Source organism: Streptomyces sp. NPDC047981 (assembly GCF_040653315.1).
Lineage (GTDB): Bacteria > Actinomycetota > Actinomycetes > Streptomycetales > Streptomycetaceae > Streptomyces.
The window spans coordinates 13,046-29,290 of record NZ_JBEZNQ010000022.1; the positions used below are offsets into that span (position 1 = coordinate 13,046).

The window sequence follows — 16,245 nt, forward strand, 5'->3', positions numbered from 1 at the left end:
CTCGGGCCGTCGTGACGCCTCGGGGCGTCGTGGCGGCTCAGGGCATCGAGGCGGCTCAGAGGGACGCGATGTCGCCCGGGGTCATGCGTGGGGCCCTGCGCGGTGGGGTCCGGCCGCTGAGGAGGATGAGGCGGGCCGCGCGGTGGCGTTGGCCCGCGTACGGAGCGAGCAGTTCGAGCATGGCCGCGTCGTCGGTGGTGCGGTCGCCCGCGAGGGCGTAGCCGACGATGCCGGGCAGGTGGTAGTCGCCCACGGTCACCGCGTCCGGGGCGCCGTTGCTGCGCTGGATCGTCTCGGCGGAGGTCCAGGGGCCGATTCCGGGGATCAACTCCAGGCGCTGCTGGGCCCGTTCGGGTGCCATGTCCGCGGCCTCCTCCAGACGGCGGGCGACCTTGACCGCGCGGAGGACGGTGGCGGCGCGCTTGTCGTCCACGCCGGCGCGGTGCCATTCCCAGGACGGGATCAGGGCCCACGTGCGGGGGTCGGGCATCACGTGGAGGCGGTGCTGTGCCCCAGGGCCCGGAGCCGGTTCGCCGAACTTGCGGACGAGCAGGCGCCAGGCGCGGTACGCCTCGGTCGTGGTGACCTTCTGCTCCAGGATCGACGGGATCAGCGACTCCATCACCAGGCCGGTGCGGGTGAGGCGGAGGCCCGGGCGGCTGCGGTGCGCGGCGGCGAGGAGCCGGTGGCGGGGGACGAAGGCTGCGGGGTCGTCGTCGGCGCCGAGGAGTTGGGGGAGCCGGTCGAGGAGCCACTGCGCGCCGGGGCCCCAGGCCTCGGCCTCGGCCGTGCCGTGCCGGAGGGCGACGCGGAGAGTGCCCGGGCCTTCCGGGGTGCGGGCGGCTCGCCACACGGAGCCGTCGGGGGTGGTCCGGAGGGTGGGGTCGCCGCTGCCCCTGCGGAGGGGGCCGAGGGTGAGGCCCAGGTCCGTGGGGGCGGCGGGGGTCCAGTGGCGGGTCACCCCGGTCGCGGGGGCGGGCGTCCTGGTGGCGGGTACGGGGATGTGGCCGCCGCGCACGGTGGTGCGGGTCGTGGGGGTACGGGGTGTGAAGCGGCCGGCCATGTCTATGAGCGTAGCCGGGCGGGCTGCCGCCCCGCGGGTGCTGCGCCCGGCCTCCGGCCGGGCTTGCCGTTCCCACCCGCAGCACCCGTACAACGGGGATGAAAGAGGTGCGGGTCTTCCCGTGGGCGGCTGCCCGCGGCCGGCGGCCGACGGCCGGTGGGTCCGGCCTCGGGCGGCGCACCGGGCCGTGCGACGGGGGACCGCGTACAGCTGCCGGGGCTCGACACGGTGCGGGGCGGGCGGGGGCGCGCGGCCTCCCGTGGGTGGTCGCGCGCCCTTGGCGGGAGGCCGTCGGCTACTGGTCCGAGGAGAAGCGGATGGCGCCCGGGGGGAGGGTCGTGTCGCACCAGACGCGGATGCCTTCGCGGAGTTCGTTGTCCGCGCCCACGTGGGCGCCGTCGCCGATGACCGCGCCCGTGAGGACCGTACGCGCGCCGATGCGGGCGCCCGCGCCGATCAGGGAGTCGGTGATCACCGCGCCCGGTTCCACGACCGCGCCCGCGTGGAGCGTCGAGCCCGTGACGCGGGCGCCCTCGCCGACCACCGCGCCCGCGCCCACGACCGTGCCGCCCGTGAGTTTGGCGTCCGGGGCGACGCGGGCGGTCGGCAGGACCAGGCGGTCGCCGCAGCGGCCCGGGACCGCCGGGGACGGGGCACGACCGAGGACCAGGTCGGCGGAGCCCCGGACGAAGGCCTGGGGGGTGCCCAGGTCGAGCCAGTACGTGGAGTCCACCAGGCCCTGGAGGTGGGCGCCCTCGGCGAGGAGTTCGGGGAAGGTCTCCCGTTCCACCGAGACCGGGCGGCCCGTCGGGATCGTGTCGATGACCGAGCGGCGGAAGACGTAGGCCCCCGCGTTGATCTGGTCGGTCACGATCTCCTCGGGCGTCTGCGGCTTCTCCAGGAAGGCCGTCACCCGCCCGGTCGGGTCCGTCGGGACCAGGCCGAACGCCCTCGGGTCCTCGACCCGGGTCAGGTGCAGCGAGACGTCCGCGCCCGAGTCGCCGTGGGCGGCGACCAGGGCCCGGATGTCCAGGCCGGTCAGGATGTCGCCGTTGAAGACGAGGACCGGGTCGTCCGGGCCCGCGTGGAGGCGGGAGGCGACGTTGCGGATCGCGCCGCCGGTGCCGAGCGGCTCCTCCTCGGTCACGTACTCCAGGCTGAGCCCCAGCGACGAGCCGTCGCCGAAGTGGGGTTCGAAGACCTCGGCCAGGTACGACGTGGCCAGGACCACGTGGTCCACACCCGCCGCCTTCGCCCGGGCCAGCTGGTGCGTCAGGAACGGCACGCCCGCCGCCGGAACCATCGGCTTCGGCGTGTTCATCGTCAGGGGCCGTAGCCGTGTGCCTTTGCCACCGACCAGGAGGATCGCTTCTGTCACCTGTCGTCTCTGCTTCCTGTCCGGGGCCGGTCTCATCGCCCGTTCGGGCCGTGTTCGCTCGTCTGGGCGATATGACCGGTCAGTTTATGCAGATGGTCGGACCGGCGACCGCATCACGGCCGCCCCTGGTACTTCGCGGAGGCAGTACGGGTGGTGCCGAGCTTTCCGTAGAGGCGGGCTCCCGGGCAGGCCGTGGCGTAGCCGTCACGGTGTCCGGCGATGGTGTTGAACTTGACCTTCGTGCCCTTCTTGTACCGGTTCCCCCCACCCGAGGTGAGCGTGGCCTTCCCCTTCGGATTCCCCCCGTGCAGCCCCAGCTTCCACGCCGTCAGCCGAGCGATCGCAGTGGTCACGGCGGCCGGCGGATTGGTCGAACTGTAGGTGCCGAGGACGGCGATGCCCATGCTGTTGGTGTTGAAACCGAGCGTGTGGGCACCGAGGACCGGCTTGGACACTCCCCCGGCGCGGCCTTCGTAGATGTTTCCGCACTTGTCGACGGCGAAGTTGTAGCCGAAGTCGCGCCAGCCGCTGCTCTGTGTGTGGTAGCGGTAGATACTGCGCAGGACGGAGGGCGCCTGCTTGCAGGTGTAGTTGTTGCCGGTGGCGCTGTGGTGGACGAAGGCCGTTTTGACGGACTTGGTGTAGACGAAACCCTTCTCCCGGAGCTTCTCGTTCGCCCCCCATCCCTTGCGCGTGATGATCTTCGGGCGGGGTCCGATGTACGGCTTCGCCGCGGCGGCCGCCGGGATCACGGCCGTACCGACCGGGGCGAGCTGCGCGTTCACGGAGTAGGCGGCGGCCTCCTCGACGGTCGGGCCCCGCTGGGCCGCGCGGCCCCCTTGGCTGCCGTGTGACACCGTCGCGCCGTGGGTCGCGGGGGCCTTGCCGTCGAGCGCGTCGGAGCGGTCCTGGGTCTGCCCCTGCCACTCCTGCCCCTCCTGGCCCGGGTCCACCAGCTCCAGGCGGAGACCCGACGGGATCAGCCCGCGGTCCGTACCGCTGCCGCCCTCGGGGAGTACGCGGATCTCGACGCCGTCCGAGTCGCCGACCCACAGCGGCGCGGTGGACCCGCGGACCGCTCCCGACACGGCCTCGGCGGTGCCGGGGTCGGCCCCGTGCTCGTCGTTGTGGACCTCCAGCTCCTGCCAGGCCGACCAGCCCCCGGTCCCGGTCGCGCGGGTGCGGACCTGGACCGTGCCGTGCAGGTGCGCCCGGGCGTCGTCCCAGACGACCCCGAGGAGGGAGAAGGGTCTGACGTCCCGTCGGGTCAGACCCTGGACCGCCTGGGGGGCGCCGGGCGCGCGGAGGGCCCGACGGCCGTCCTCGAGCGGCTGGAGGGGCAGGGACTGGGTGGACCCGGCGACTTCGACGTCCGGTCTCGCGGTGAGCGCGGCCGGCTGGTGCGACGCCGCCGGCGTCGCGAGGGACAACGGCAGGGCGAGAGCCGCCGCGCACGTGACGGCGATCGAGGAGACGAGGTAGGCACGCATGTAGGGATCGTCCGCACCCCGGGGCCGTTCCGCTCGGCGGGATCCGGGCCGGAAACTGACGGCCCGTCGGTCCGACCGGAGGACGGTGTCACCGGTACGGCGGGTCTCCGCACCCCCGCCCGCGTACCCTTGCCCGCGTGAACGCCAGCGACCGCACCCCCGCCGACCTGCTGCGATCCGCGCTCGCCGCGGACCCCGCCCGCCCCTTGGTCACCTTCTACGACGACGCCACCGGTGAGCGCGTCGAATTGTCCGTGGCCACCTTCGCCAATTGGGTGGCCAAGACGGCCAATCTGCTCCAGGGCGAGCTGTCCGCCTCCCCCGGCGACCGGCTCGCGCTGCTGCTGCCCGCGCACTGGCAGACCGCGGTGTGGCTGCTGGCCTGCTCCTCGGTCGGCGTGGTCGCCGAGATCGGCGGCGAACCGGCGGACGCCGACTACGTCGTCGCCGGACCGGGCGCCTTCGACGCCGGGCTCGCCTGCTCGGGAGACCGGATCGCGCTCTCCCTCGCCCCGCTGGGCCGCCGCTTCCCCACCCCGCCCGCCGGGTACGCGGACTACGCGGTGGAGGTGCCGAGCCAGGGTGACCGGTTCGCCCCCTTCGTCCCGGTGGACGCGGACGACCCGGCGCTCCTCGTCGACGGTACGGAACTGACGGGCGCACAGCTCGTCGACCGGGCCCGCGCGGACGCCGAGGCGCTCGGCCTCGCTCCCGGTGCGCGACTGCTCTCCGGCCGCGCCTACGACGGCTGGGACGGGCTCTCCGCCGGCCTCTACGCACCGCTGGCGGCCGGGGCGTCCGTCGTCCTGTGCCGGAACCTGGACCAGCTGGCTCCCGAGTCGCTGGACAAGCGGGTGGAGAGCGAGCGGGTCACGGCGACCGCCGTGTGACGGACCACCGCCGCAGGCCGGGCAGCCGTCGTCCGCTCACCGGCCGAGGTTCCACCCTTCCACCCGTATGGCGCACCGACTCGCCGAGTCCCCGGGTCCGCGCGTCAACTCCGGTACATGATCGGCGGGTACGCACCCCTCCCGCACAACCCTGCGTCCGGTTCGGCCGTCCCACTCTTCGAGCGGCGGCTCCCGGGCGCGCCGCCGACGCCGCGAAGGATGGACTCAGACGTGACGGACAGTCCCGGCACGCCCGCCGAACCGGAGGCCCCGCGCAAGCGTCACTGGCTGCGCTGGACGGCTCTCGGGTGTTCGGTCGTCCTCCTCGCCGCGGCGGGTGCCGGCTGGTGGCTCTACCGCAAGCTCGACAACAACATCACCACCGACACGGACGCCGCCGCGGAACTGCGCGCGTATGAGAAGGAGAGGCCCACGCCGGGGGCGCTGGGGGCGCAGAACATCCTGCTGATCGGCTCGGACACGCGGTCGGGGGCGGGGAACACCAAGTACGGGAAGGACAAGGGCACCCAGCGCTCCGACACCACGATCCTGCTGCACATCGCGGCGGGGCGGTCGAGCGCGACGGCCGTGTCGATCCCGCGCGACCTGATGGTGAGCATGCCCGGCTGCCGGACGAAGGGCGGGACGCGGACCGGGGAGATGTTCGCCCAGTTCAATTCCGCCTTCGAGATCGGCGGCACGGCGTGCACGATCCGTACCGTCGAGCGGCTCACCGCGATCCGGATCGACCACCACATGGTGATCGACTTCCGCGGCTTCAAGAAGATGGTCGACGCCGTCGACGGCGTCGAGATCTGCCTGAAGGAGCCGATCGACGACAAGGACGCCAAGCTGAAGCTGCCGGCCGGGCGCCAGACGCTCCACGGGGAGCAGGCGCTGGGCTTCGTACGGGCCCGCAAGACGCTGGGCAACGGCAGCGACACGGAACGCATGGACCGCCAGCAGCAGTTCCTGGGGGCCCTGGTCAACAAGGTGCAGAGCAACGGCGTGCTGCTGAACCCGACCAGGCTCTACCCGGTCCTGGACGCGGCGACGAAGTCGATCACGACGGACCCGGGGCTCGACTCGCTGCGGGACCTGTACGACCTGGCGCGGTCGATGCGGGCGATCCCCACGGAGAAGGTGCAGTTCCTCACGGTGCCGCGACGGCCGTACTCGTACGACGCGAACCGGGACGAACTCGTACAACCCGAGGCGAGCCAACTCTTCAAGCGGCTGCGCGAGGACAAGCCCGTGACGGTGGCTCCGGGCGCCGAGCCCTCGCCGTCCGCGGGCGCGAGCGGAGCCGGCGCGACCCCGGGCGCACCCCAGGTCGGCGACGGGAAGCCGGACGACGCGGCCTCTCCGGGACCGGCGCCGACGCCGACTTTCACGGGGCACAACGCGGCGGAGGGAGCCTGCTCCTGAGGGCCGCTGAGTGACGCACAAGTAAAGGAGAGTCCAAGGAGACCGGGGGGAGGGCGGTGGCGGAAGGGGTTTGGGCAGATTGCCCAGTTGTAAGGGGCGTGGAATTTGTCACGGACGTCGCCCCACGCTGAACTGGGCGGATAGTGTGACGCGGTCCGATGCTTGCGACCCTGTGGTCGCGCACTCGACGGATCGAACGACCGAGCGCCAGTCGGGGGAGGCGCCTCGCGTGGCACCGACGGAGGATTCAAGTAACCGTGGACGCGCACAGCCGTGGACAGGCGGATGAGATCGACCCCGCCGACCAGTGGGTCCTCAACCCGCAGACGGGCAACTACGAACTGCGACTGAACCACTCCGCTGGGCAGCCCCAGCAGCAGTCGCCCGCACAGTCCCGTCCGCGTGGAGCGACGCCCCCGGCTCCGAGATCCGCCGAGGGCGCACGGTCCGGCCAGCGCTCCCGTAACGCAGGGGCGCCGACCGGCGCGCCCGCCGAGGCCCCAGTTCCCGGCCAGCGCCGCCGCCGCGCCCCCGAGGGGCCCGCGGCCGGCGTCCCGCAGCAGGGCCGGCGCAAGCGCAAGCCCGCGAAGTCCCGCAAGAAGAAGGTCCTGCTGTGGACCGGCGGGACGATGGCGTTCGTGCTCGTGGGCGGGGCGGTGGGCGCGTACGCCTACTACGACCACCTCAACGGGAACATCAACAAGGTCGACGTGGTCGGAGCCCAGAGCACGGGCTTCAAGAAGGACCAGGCCATCAACATCCTGCTGATCGGCACGGACAAGCGGACCGGCGACGGCAACGAGGGCTACGGCGACAAGAACAGCCCTGGCCACGCCGACACCACGATCCTCTTCCACGTCTCGAAGGACCGGACGAACGCCACGGCGATGTCCATCCCGCGCGACCTGAAGACCGAGATCCCCGAGTGCCAGACGAAGATGCCGGACGGGAAGATCAAGACGATCCCCGGCCAGTCCGACGAGCGGTTCAACGTCAGCCTCGGCCAGTCCGACCGCGACCCCGGCTGCACGATGCGTACGGTCAAGGAGCTCACCGGACTGACCGTCGACCACTTCATGATGGCCGACTTCAACGCCGTCAAGGAGCTGACGACGGCCGTCGGCGGCGTGAAGGTCTGTCTGGTCAAGCCGGTCAAGGACAAGGACTCCAAGCTCAACCTGCCGGCCGGTGAGTCGGTCATCCAGGGCGAGCAGGCCCTGGCCTTCGTCCGTACCCGCCACAGCTTCGGCAACGAGAGCGACCTCGACCGGATCAAGGTCCAGCAGCAGTTCCTCAGCTCGATGATCCGGCAGATGAAGTCGGACGAGACGCTGACCAGCCCGAGCAAGCTGCTCGACCTCGCCGAGGCGGCCACGAAGGCGCTGACCGTCGACTCCGGCATAGGAAGCATCGGGAAGCTCAAGTCGCTCGGCGAGGAACTCGCCAAGATCGACACGAAGAACATCACCTTCACGACGCTGCCGGTCATCGACAACCCGGCGGAGAAGATCAAGGCGACGGTCGTGCCCGACCCGACCAAGGCGCCGCAGCTCTTCGCCATGCTGCAGTCCGACACCTCGCTCACCGAGGTGAAGCAGAAGCAGCAGGACGCCAAGAACGCCCAGGCCGCCCTGTTGAAGGGCACCCGCTCCACCGCGCGCGAGGTGCGCGTCGACGTCTACAACGGCAGCGGCATCCAGGGGGCCGCCCAGTCGACGATCAACTGGCTGCAGAACGAGCAGGGCGTCACCAGGTCGACCAACAAGAGCAACGCCCCCGAGAAGGCGGCGAAGACGACGCTCACCTACGCACCGAACCAGGCCACTCAGGCCCGCAAGCTCGCGGACATGATGGGCCTGCCCGCCACGGCGCTCAAGCCGGGCACGCAGGACGCCGAGGCGCTCGCACCCATGACGCTGATCCTCGGTGCCGACTTCAAGGGCGCGGGGGTGCCCATCACCGGTCCGGCGAAGGCGCCGGAGGGTGCTCAGACCGCAGACAAGAAGGTGTGCGCCCAGTGACCCGGAAACACCGGGGCTCGGCGCGCGCCTGAGGAGGGGGACCAGGGGTGGGACAGAACAGCGTGCGTGGGGAGGGGACCCGGGGTCGCGTTCCGCACGCCCGCGAATTGGGCTGGGACGAGAGTCTCTATGGGGACGAGGGCGAAGGGGGGCCGGGTGACCGGCCCGTCGGCGCCCCGGCCCCGGGCGACCGTCGTTCCGACAGCCCGAGCGCGGACAAGGGCGACACGAGCGGTCCTGGCCGGAGCGACGGCGAAGGCCGTGCGAGCCACCGGCGCAAAGGGCCGCGCAGGCGCGCCAAGAAGAGCGGCAAACGCAAGATACTCCGCTGGGTCGCGGCGACCCTGTCGTTCCTGATACTCGGGACGGCCGCCGCCGGATACCTGTACTACCAGCACCTCAACGACAACCTCCGCGGTGGTCACCGGGCCGGTGGCGACAGCGGTGTGAAGAAGGCCGCGCCGAACGCGCTCGGCGACACCCCGCTCAACATCCTGCTGATCGGCTCGGACGACCGCTCCGACGACAAGAACGTGGCGCTGGGCGGCGGCAAGAACGAGCGGAACCGCAAGCCGCTCGCCGATGTGCAGATGCTGCTGCACATCTCGGCGGACCGGAAGAACGCCAACATCGTCTCGATCCCGCGCGACACCATCGTCAAGATCCCCAAGTGCACGGGCGAGAAGGGCGAGACCTACGCGGCGACCACCACCCAGCCCATCAACGACACCCTGGCCCGCGGTGGTCCCGGCTGCACGCTGACCACCTGGGAGAGCCTCACCGGGGTCTACATCGACCACTGGATGATGGTCGACTTCGCGGGCGTGGTCTCGATGGCCGACGAGGTCGGCGGTGTCCCGGTCTGCGTGAAGACCGGCGTCCACGACAGGTCGACCCGGCTGGTGAAGGGCGGCTCCGGTCTGAAGCTGCCGCAGGGGACCACCGAGATCAAGGGCGAGCAGGCGCTCCAGTGGCTGCGCACCCGGCACGCGTTCGGCAACGACCAGAACCGTGCCAAGGCCCAGCACATGTACATGAACGGCATGATGGAGAAGCTCCAGAAGCAGAACGCCTGGACCGACACCGCACGGCTCATGGGCCTGGCCGAGACCGCGACGGAGGCGCTGCAGGTCTCCGACGAGATCCGCTCGGTGACGAAGCTCTTCGACCTCTCCATGCAGCTCAAGAACGTGAAGCTGGACCGACTCACGACGGCGACGGTCCCCACGACCGAGTGGTCGCAGGACAAGAACAAGCTCGTCATGGTGCCGAGCGCCGCCGACAAGATGTGGGCGATGCTCCGCGACGACGTCGCCTTCGACAAGAACGGCGACCCGGCCGGCGCCAAGCCGACCGCGTCGGCGAAGCCGAAGCCGCAGGGCCCGACGGCCGCCGCGCCCGCGACGCTCGCCGTCACGGTCGTCAACGGCACGAACGGCGACGGCGCGGCGCCCACCGAGGGCCGGGCCGGCGCGATGGAGAAGACCCTGCAGGGCAAGGGGTTCACCCAGGCGAACGCCTCGCGGAGCGCCGAGCCCCGTAAGGACACCGTGGTCAAGTACCCGAAGTCCGGCGGCGATCAGGGCAAGGCGGACGCGCTGTCCGTGGCCAAGGCGCTCGGTCTGCCGGACTCCGCGGTCCGCGCGGACGCCACGGCGCAGAACATCACCCTGGTCATCGGCTCGGACTGGCGCGAGGGCGCCACGTACAAGAAGCCGGCGTCCAAGGAGGGCGACCTGCCGGAGGGCGCGGACGACAAGGTGGACTGCATGGACGTCTACAGCGTGTACCGCTGGGACGGCAAGAGCTGACGGACGAGGTGTGACAACGGCGAACGGCCGGGCCCCCGAAGGGGTCCGGCCGTTCGCCGTGTGCGTGTCCTTACGTCGTCTCAGACCTGCGACGCGGTCGTCGTCACCGCCGGGCGGCGGCTCGCGATGACCTTCTTCGCGAGCGCGCGCGGGCTCGTCAGGAAGCCGTAGCCCCAGGACATGTGCATCGTCGCGAGGGCGACCGGGATCTGCAGGCGGGCCTTCAGCGGGAGGCCCTTGCCGGCCGGGACCGAGCCCGCGGTGATCGCGGCCAGGTAGCCGGCCGGGATCAGGAAGCCCAGCGGGGTGAGCACCGCGCCGACGACGACACCGGCCGCGATCGCGCAGACGGCGGTCGGCGGGGCGAGGTAGCGGAGGTTGATCGAGCCCTGGTGGTAGCGGGCCACGACGTGGCGCCAACGGCCGTAGTCCTTGTACTGCTTGGCCAGCGCGCGGACGCTCGGCCGGGGGCGGTACTGGACGCGCAGCTCGGGCGAGAACCAGATGAGGCCGCCCGCCTCGCGGATACGGAAGTTCAGCTCCCAGTCCTGGGCGCGGATGAACTCGATGTTGTAGCCGTCCTGCTGCTCCAGCGCCTCGCGCCGGAAGACGCCCAGGTACACCGTCTCGGCCGGGCCCGCCTGGCCGCCGGTGTGGAAGGCCGCGTTGCCGACGCCGATCTTCGAGGTCATCGCGGCGGCGACCGCGTGCTCCCAGTCGTTCTCACCCTCGGCGTGCATGATGCCGCCGACGTTCTGCGCGCCGGTCTCCTCCAGGAGACGGACGGCGGTCGCGATGTAGTTGGGCGACAGCATGCCGTGACCGTCGACCCGCACCACGATCGGGTGACGGGACGCCTTGATCGCCGCGTTGAGGGCGGCGGGCGTGCGGCCTGTGGGATTGGGCACGGTGTGGACCCGGGGGTCCTCACGTACCAGTTCGGCGGCGATCTCGTCGGTGCGGTCCGTGGACGGGCCGAGCGCGATCACCACCTCCATCTCGCCGTCGTACTCCTGCTCGAGGATGTGACGGACCGAGTTGCGCAGGTGCCGCTCCTCGTTGAGGACCGGCATGATCACGGAGACGGGGGGCGTGGCGTTCATTGCCCGACACGTTACCGCGAATGGGGGACACCGAGCGCGGCGCGCGGACGGCCGCACCCTTGCGCTGATCGTATGGGCCTACGGTGCTCACGGTTCCCCCTTGTCACACCCGCGGAGGTGTCCCCCGGTGCCCACACCGCCCCGCACGCCCCGTCCCCGGCCCGTCGCCCGTCCCGTACCGGCACGCCGCGGCAGACGGGTCGCGCGGCCCCGGTGGGGCATGCGGGTGGCGACCACCCTCTCCGTCGTCGTCCTCGGGGCGGGCGGCATCGGGCACGCGCTGGTCACCGGCCTGGACACCGGGATCAACCGGATCGACCCGTTCAAGGACATGAAGAACCGCCCCCGGGCCGGGCACGGCATGAACGTGCTGGTCGTGGGGACCGACGGGCGGGACAGCATCACACCGGAGCAGCGCAAGGCGTACCGGCTGGGCGGGGCGCCCTGCCACTGCACGGACACCGTGATGCTCGTCCACATCAGCGAGAACCGGGACCGGGCGAGCGTGGTGAGCCTCCCCCGTGACTCGTACGCCGAGATGCCCGAGCACACGGACGCGACGACCGGCAAGCGGCACCAGGCACATCCGGTGAAGCTGAACGCCGCGTACGCCGAGGGCGGGCCCGGGCTGACCGTGCGGACCGTGGAGAACATGACGGGCGTGAAGATCGACCACTATCTGGAGGTCGACTTCACCAGCTTCATGAAGACGGTCGACGCGGTCGGCGGCGTGGAGATCTGCACGCCCCGGCCGATGAAGGACACCTACACCGGCCTCGATCTGGCGGCCGGGCCGCACCAGCTGAACGGCGGGCAGGCGCTGCAGTACGTGCGCTCGCGCCATGTGGACGGCGCGGCCGACATCGGCCGGATGCAGCGCCAGCAGCGCTTCCTCGCGGCGCTCATCGACCGGACGACGAGCGGCGGGGTGCTGCTGAACCCGGTGCGGTTCCGCCAGGTGGCCACGACCATGCTGAACTCGGTCCGGGCCGACGCGGGCTTCGGTACGGAGCAGCTGCTCTCGCTCGCCAAGGCGATGCAGGGCTTCACGCCGGCGTCGTCGGAGTTCGTCTCCGTGCCGGTCGGGGACATGAGCTTCCCCGTGGCGGGCATCGGCTCGACGGTGAAGTGGGACGCCCCCAAGGCGCAGAAGCTCTTCCAGGCGCTGCGCGAGGACCGGCCGCTCGCCGCGCCGCGGGCGGAGACCGCGGACGCGAAGGGCCGGCCGCAGCCGGTGGTGGTGGACGTGGCCCCGAAGACGATCCGGGTGCAGGTCTACAACGGGACCCGGACGGACGGCCTCGGCCGCAAGGTGGACGACGCGCTGCGGGCCACCGGCTTCGACACGACGCGGGCGCCCCGCACCGGGGAGGGCCCGGAGCGGCGGCGGACGCTGGTGGAGTACGACCCGCGCTGGGACCGCTCGGCGAAGTCCCTGGCCGCCGCGTTGCCGGGGGCGGAGCTGCGGGCGGTGAAGGGCCGGGGCGGGACGCTGCGGGTGGTGGCCGGGCTCGACTTCAAGGGCGTCACCCCGGTCAGGACGGACGAGCCGGAGGGCGGTCCGTTCGAGGCGGTCTCCGGGGACAAGGTGGTCTGTCCGTAAAGACCGAAAACCCTGAAAACCCCGAAAACGACCGAAACTTCCCGAACATCCAGAAGGAGAAGCCTTCTAGTCCTCGTAGCCCTCGGCGGCGCGCTGTTCGCGGAGGTCCTTGATCGCGCGGCGGCGGGCCAGCCGGTGGGTGCGGCGGATCTGGGCCTCCTGGTAGCGGCGCTTGTCCCGCTCGGTCTCCGGGATGACCGGCGGCACAGGGCGGGGCTTGCCGTCACCGTCGACGGCCGCGAAGACCAGGTAGGCCGAGCCGACCTGCTGGGCCGGTGTGGACTCGTTCCAGCGTTCCGCCATGACCCGGACGCCGACCTCCATGGAGGACCGGCCGGTCCAGTTGACCTGGGCTTTCACATGCAGCAGGTCGCCGACCCTGACCGGCTCCAGGAACGCCATCTCGTCCATGGACGCGGTGACCGCGGGCCCGCCCGAGTGGCGGCCCGCGACGGCGCCCGCCGCGTCGTCCACCAGCTTCATGATCACGCCGCCGTGCACCGTGCCGAGGAGGTTGGTGTCATGGCTCGTCATGATGTGGCTGAGTGTGGTGCGGGACGCCGAAGTGGGCTTTCCCGGGATATCGCCCTGGTCTGTCATGCCCTCCACCTTATGCCGCGTCCTGGTCCGGTCCTCTTTGCATCAGCTTGGCAACAGCGCCGCCCCGAATCCCCACCCGCCCTGTCGGCGCCCGAGGGGCGGCCTGCAAGATGGTCCGTATGAATGACTGGCCGAACTCGCAGCCCGACGGTCCCCGCCGGATGCGTCACGTGCAGCGCCCGCAGGTGCCCCAGCAGCAGCCGCAGTACGACCAGGGCTACGACCAGGGCCAGCCGTACAACCCGAACTTCACCCAGCAGCAGGCTTCCGGCTACGACAGCGGCTACAGCAGCGGCCAGGTCTACGGCTCCCCGCAGGGCGGGGGCCGCGGCACGATTCCGCCGCAGCACGACCCGCGGTACGCGCCGCAGCCGCAGCCCGGTCGGGCCGCGCCCGACTGGCGCCGCCGGATCAAGGTCGGCTCCATCGTGCTCGTCGTCGGCGTGCTCGCCTGGAGCGTCGGCACGTACGCCTGGGCCAGCTCCCAGATGCGCAACGAGGTCGACCTCTCCAAGGTCATCGAGCGGCCGGCCGAGGGCGACTGCACGACGTACCTGATCGTCGGCTCCGACAGCCGCGAGGGCATGTCGGCCGAGGAGAAGAAGAAGCTGCACACCGGCTCCGCCGAGGGCAAGCGGACCGACTCCATGATGATCCTCGCGGCCTGCTCCAGCGGGAACACGATGGTCTCGCTCCCCCGCGACTCCTGGGTCACCATCCCGTCCTTCGTCGGCTCGGAGTCCGGCAAGAAGTTCGGGGCGCGCGGCGGCTCGAAGCTCAACGCGGCCTACGCGATGGACGGCCCGGAGCTGCTGGTCCGCACGGTCGAGTTCAACACCGGGCTGCGCATCGACCACTACGCGGAGATCGGCTTCGCCGGCTTCGCGAACATCGTGGACGCGCTCGGCGGTGTCGACATGAACATCGAGAAGGGCTTCAAGGACAAGAAGTCCGGCGCCGACTTCCAGGCCGGCGAGCAGACCCTCAACGGCGAGCAGGCCCTCGCCTTCGTCCGTACCCGGTACGCCTTCGCCGAGTCCGACCTCGCGCGGACGAAGAACCAGCAGAAGTTCCTCTCCGCCCTGGCCAACCAGGCGGCGACGCCGGGCACGATCCTCAACCCCTTCAAGCTGTACCCGACGCTGGGGGCCGGCCTGGACACGCTGATCGTGGACAAGGACATGTCGCTGTACGACCTCGGCAAGATGTTCTTCGCCATGAAGGGCATCAGCGGCGGCGATGGGAAGTCGATGAACATCCCGATCTCCGGCAGCGCCCCGCAGGGCTCCCTGAAGTGGGACATGCCCAAGGTGAAGCAGCTGGTCTCGCAGATCCGGAACGACCAGCCGGTGACGGTCACCTCGGACCGCTGATTCCGCCGGCCCGTGGACGGGGCCCTTCCGGGCCCCGGACCAGGGCACGAGAGCGCACGACTATGCTCGGGCAGGCATTCCGCCCGACCTCCCTGGAGTCCCGTATGGCCCTCAAGATCACGGTGATCGGCACCGGCTACCTCGGCGCCACGCACGCAGCGGCCATGGCGGAGCTGGGCTTCGAGGTGCTCGGCCTCGACGTCGTGCCCGAGAAGATCGAGCTGCTGGCCACCGGCCGCGTACCGATGTACGAGCCCGGTCTCGAGGAGCTGCTCGCCCGGCACGTCGCCGGGATCGAGGGCTCGACCGGTCGGCTGCGCTTCACGACCTCCTGGGAGGAGGTCGGCGCCTTCGGCGACGTGCACTTCGTCTGCGTGAACACCCCGCAGAAGCACGGCGAGTACGCGTGTGACATGAGCTACGTCGACGCCGCCTTCGGCGCGCTGGCGGGTGTGGTCCGCGAGGGCTCCCTGGTCGTCGGCAAGTCGACGGTGCCGGTCGGCTCGGCCGAGCGGCTCGCGGGGCTGCTGCCGGAGGGCGTGGAGCTGGCCTGGAACCCGGAGTTCCTACGCGAGGGCTTCGCCGTGAACGACACCCTGCACCCGGACCGGGTCGTCGCGGGCGTGGCGAGCGAGCGGGCCGAGAAGCTGCTGCGCGAGGTGTACGCCACCCCGATCGCGGAGGGCACGCCCTTCGTCGTCACCGACTTCCCCACCGCCGAGCTGGTGAAGACCGCCGCGAACTCCTTCCTCGCCACCAAGATCTCCTTCATCAACGCGATGGCCGAGGTCTGCGAGGCGGCCGGCGGTGACGTGGCGAAGCTGGCGGAGGCGATCGGCTACGACGAGCGGATCGGCGCCAAGTTCCTGCGCGCCGGGATCGGCTTCGGCGGCGGCTGTCTGCCGAAGGACATCCGCGCGTTCATGGCGCGGGCGGGCGAGCTGGGCGCGGACCAGGCGCTGACCTTCCTGCGCGAGATCGACTCCATCAACATGCGCCGCCGCGGCCAGATGGTCGAGATGGCCCGGGACGCGGTCGGCGGCGACTCGTTCCTCGGCAAGCGGGTCGCGGTGCTCGGCGCGACCTTCAAGCCGGACTCGGACGACGTCCGGGACTCGCCCGCGCTGAACGTGGCGGGCCAGATCCACCTGCAGGGCGGACAGGTCACGGTCTACGACCCGAAGGGCATGGAGAACGCCCGCCGTCTCTTCCCGACCCTCGGCTACGCCCCGACGGCCCTCGAAGCGGTGCGCGGCGCGGACGTCGTGCTGCACCTGACGGAGTGGCGCGAGTTCCGCGACGAGCTGGACCCGGCGGAGCTGGCGCCCGCGGTGAGCTCCCGGGTGATCCTGGACGGCCGCAACGCGCTGGACGCCGTCCGCTGGCGCGAGGCGGGCTGGGTGTACCGGGCGATGGGGCGCCCGCGCGCGTAGGTCTTCGTACGAGAAGGGTCCCGCCGCCCGTGAGGGAGGCGGGACCCTTCCG

At 71.4% G+C, this 16,245-nt stretch carries 12 protein-coding genes; 7 read left to right on the top strand and 5 right to left on the bottom strand.

Annotated features, from left to right (window positions below; genetic code table 11):
* Window positions 1-55: 55 nt before the first annotated feature.
* The 3 genes from AB0E14_RS15540 to AB0E14_RS15550 form a co-directional block, all read right to left on the bottom strand.
* Window positions 56-1,063 carry a DNA-3-methyladenine glycosylase 2 family protein gene (locus tag AB0E14_RS15540; protein WP_362416896.1) on the bottom strand — a complete coding sequence of 336 codons (1,008 nt, stop codon included), beginning with the start codon at window positions 1,061-1,063 and terminating at the stop codon, window positions 56-58.
* Between the two features lie 295 nt (window positions 1,064-1,358).
* Window positions 1,359-2,441, bottom strand: a complete 1,083-nt coding sequence (locus AB0E14_RS15545) for an NDP-sugar synthase (RefSeq protein ID WP_362416899.1) — start codon at window positions 2,439-2,441, stop codon at window positions 1,359-1,361.
* A 113-nt stretch (window positions 2,442-2,554) separates the two neighbouring features.
* Window positions 2,555-3,931 carry a peptidoglycan recognition protein gene (locus AB0E14_RS15550; RefSeq protein WP_362416903.1) on the bottom strand — a complete coding sequence of 459 codons (1,377 nt, stop codon included), beginning with the start codon at window positions 3,929-3,931 and terminating at the stop codon, window positions 2,555-2,557.
* Between the two features lie 137 nt (window positions 3,932-4,068).
* On the opposite strand from AB0E14_RS15550, the gene AB0E14_RS15555 reads away from it, so the two are divergent.
* From AB0E14_RS15555 to AB0E14_RS15570, 4 genes are all read left to right on the top strand, one after another.
* The gene (locus AB0E14_RS15555; RefSeq protein WP_362416906.1) at window positions 4,069-4,821 is read left to right on the top strand and encodes a TIGR03089 family protein; all 753 of its coding nucleotides are present in this window, start codon (window positions 4,069-4,071) and stop codon (window positions 4,819-4,821) included.
* A gap of 231 nt (window positions 4,822-5,052) precedes the next feature.
* Complete coding sequence (locus tag AB0E14_RS15560; RefSeq protein WP_362416909.1) at window positions 5,053-6,249, top strand: LCP family protein; 1,197 nt, start codon at window positions 5,053-5,055, stop codon at window positions 6,247-6,249.
* Window positions 6,250-6,506: 257 nt separating this feature from the next.
* Window positions 6,507-8,270 (top strand): LCP family protein, encoded by a 1,764-nt coding sequence (locus AB0E14_RS15565; protein ID WP_362416912.1) that lies wholly within the window; start codon window positions 6,507-6,509, stop codon window positions 8,268-8,270.
* A gap of 47 nt (window positions 8,271-8,317) precedes the next feature.
* On the top strand, window positions 8,318-10,081 hold the full coding sequence (locus AB0E14_RS15570) for an LCP family protein (protein ID WP_362416915.1): 1,764 nt from the start codon (window positions 8,318-8,320) through the stop codon (window positions 10,079-10,081).
* Window positions 10,082-10,161: 80 nt separating this feature from the next.
* Here AB0E14_RS15570 and AB0E14_RS15575 read toward each other — a convergent pair whose 3' ends face one another.
* Window positions 10,162-11,184 (bottom strand): glycosyltransferase family 2 protein, encoded by a 1,023-nt coding sequence (locus AB0E14_RS15575; protein WP_362416918.1) that lies wholly within the window; start codon window positions 11,182-11,184, stop codon window positions 10,162-10,164.
* 220 nt (window positions 11,185-11,404) lie between these two features.
* On the opposite strand from AB0E14_RS15575, the gene AB0E14_RS15580 reads away from it, so the two are divergent.
* The gene (locus AB0E14_RS15580) at window positions 11,405-12,787 is read left to right on the top strand and encodes an LCP family protein (RefSeq protein WP_362417155.1); all 1,383 of its coding nucleotides are present in this window, start codon (window positions 11,405-11,407) and stop codon (window positions 12,785-12,787) included.
* Window positions 12,788-12,853: 66 nt separating this feature from the next.
* Here the strand turns inward: AB0E14_RS15580 and AB0E14_RS15585 are convergent, their stop codons facing one another.
* Window positions 12,854-13,387 carry an acyl-CoA thioesterase gene (locus tag AB0E14_RS15585; RefSeq protein WP_362416921.1) on the bottom strand — a complete coding sequence of 178 codons (534 nt, stop codon included), beginning with the start codon at window positions 13,385-13,387 and terminating at the stop codon, window positions 12,854-12,856.
* Window positions 13,388-13,548: 161 nt separating this feature from the next.
* On the opposite strand from AB0E14_RS15585, the gene AB0E14_RS15590 reads away from it, so the two are divergent.
* Window positions 13,549-14,760, top strand: coding sequence for an LCP family protein (locus tag AB0E14_RS15590; protein ID WP_362417158.1), 1,212 nt, complete (start codon window positions 13,549-13,551; stop codon window positions 14,758-14,760).
* A gap of 104 nt (window positions 14,761-14,864) precedes the next feature.
* Window positions 14,865-16,193, top strand: a complete 1,329-nt coding sequence (locus AB0E14_RS15595) for a UDP-glucose/GDP-mannose dehydrogenase family protein (protein ID WP_362416924.1) — start codon at window positions 14,865-14,867, stop codon at window positions 16,191-16,193.
* Window positions 16,194-16,245 lie beyond the last annotated feature (52 nt).

Coding starts and splice junctions, on each gene's coding strand:
- AB0E14_RS15540 (WP_362416896.1), bottom strand. CDS start 1,063: ATGGCCGGCCGCTTCACACCCCGTACCCCCACGACCCGCACCACCGTG.
- AB0E14_RS15550 (WP_362416903.1), bottom strand. CDS start 3,931: ATGCGTGCCTACCTCGTCTCCTCGATCGCCGTCACGTGCGCGGCGGCT.
- AB0E14_RS15575 (WP_362416918.1), bottom strand. CDS start 11,184: ATGAACGCCACGCCCCCCGTCTCCGTGATCATGCCGGTCCTCAACGAG.
- AB0E14_RS15580 (WP_362417155.1), top strand. CDS start 11,405: ATGCGGGTGGCGACCACCCTCTCCGTCGTCGTCCTCGGGGCGGGCGGC.
- AB0E14_RS15585 (WP_362416921.1), bottom strand. CDS start 13,387: ATGACAGACCAGGGCGATATCCCGGGAAAGCCCACTTCGGCGTCCCGC.
- AB0E14_RS15590 (WP_362417158.1), top strand. CDS start 13,549: ATGCGTCACGTGCAGCGCCCGCAGGTGCCCCAGCAGCAGCCGCAGTAC.
- AB0E14_RS15595 (WP_362416924.1), top strand. CDS start 14,865: ATGGCCCTCAAGATCACGGTGATCGGCACCGGCTACCTCGGCGCCACG.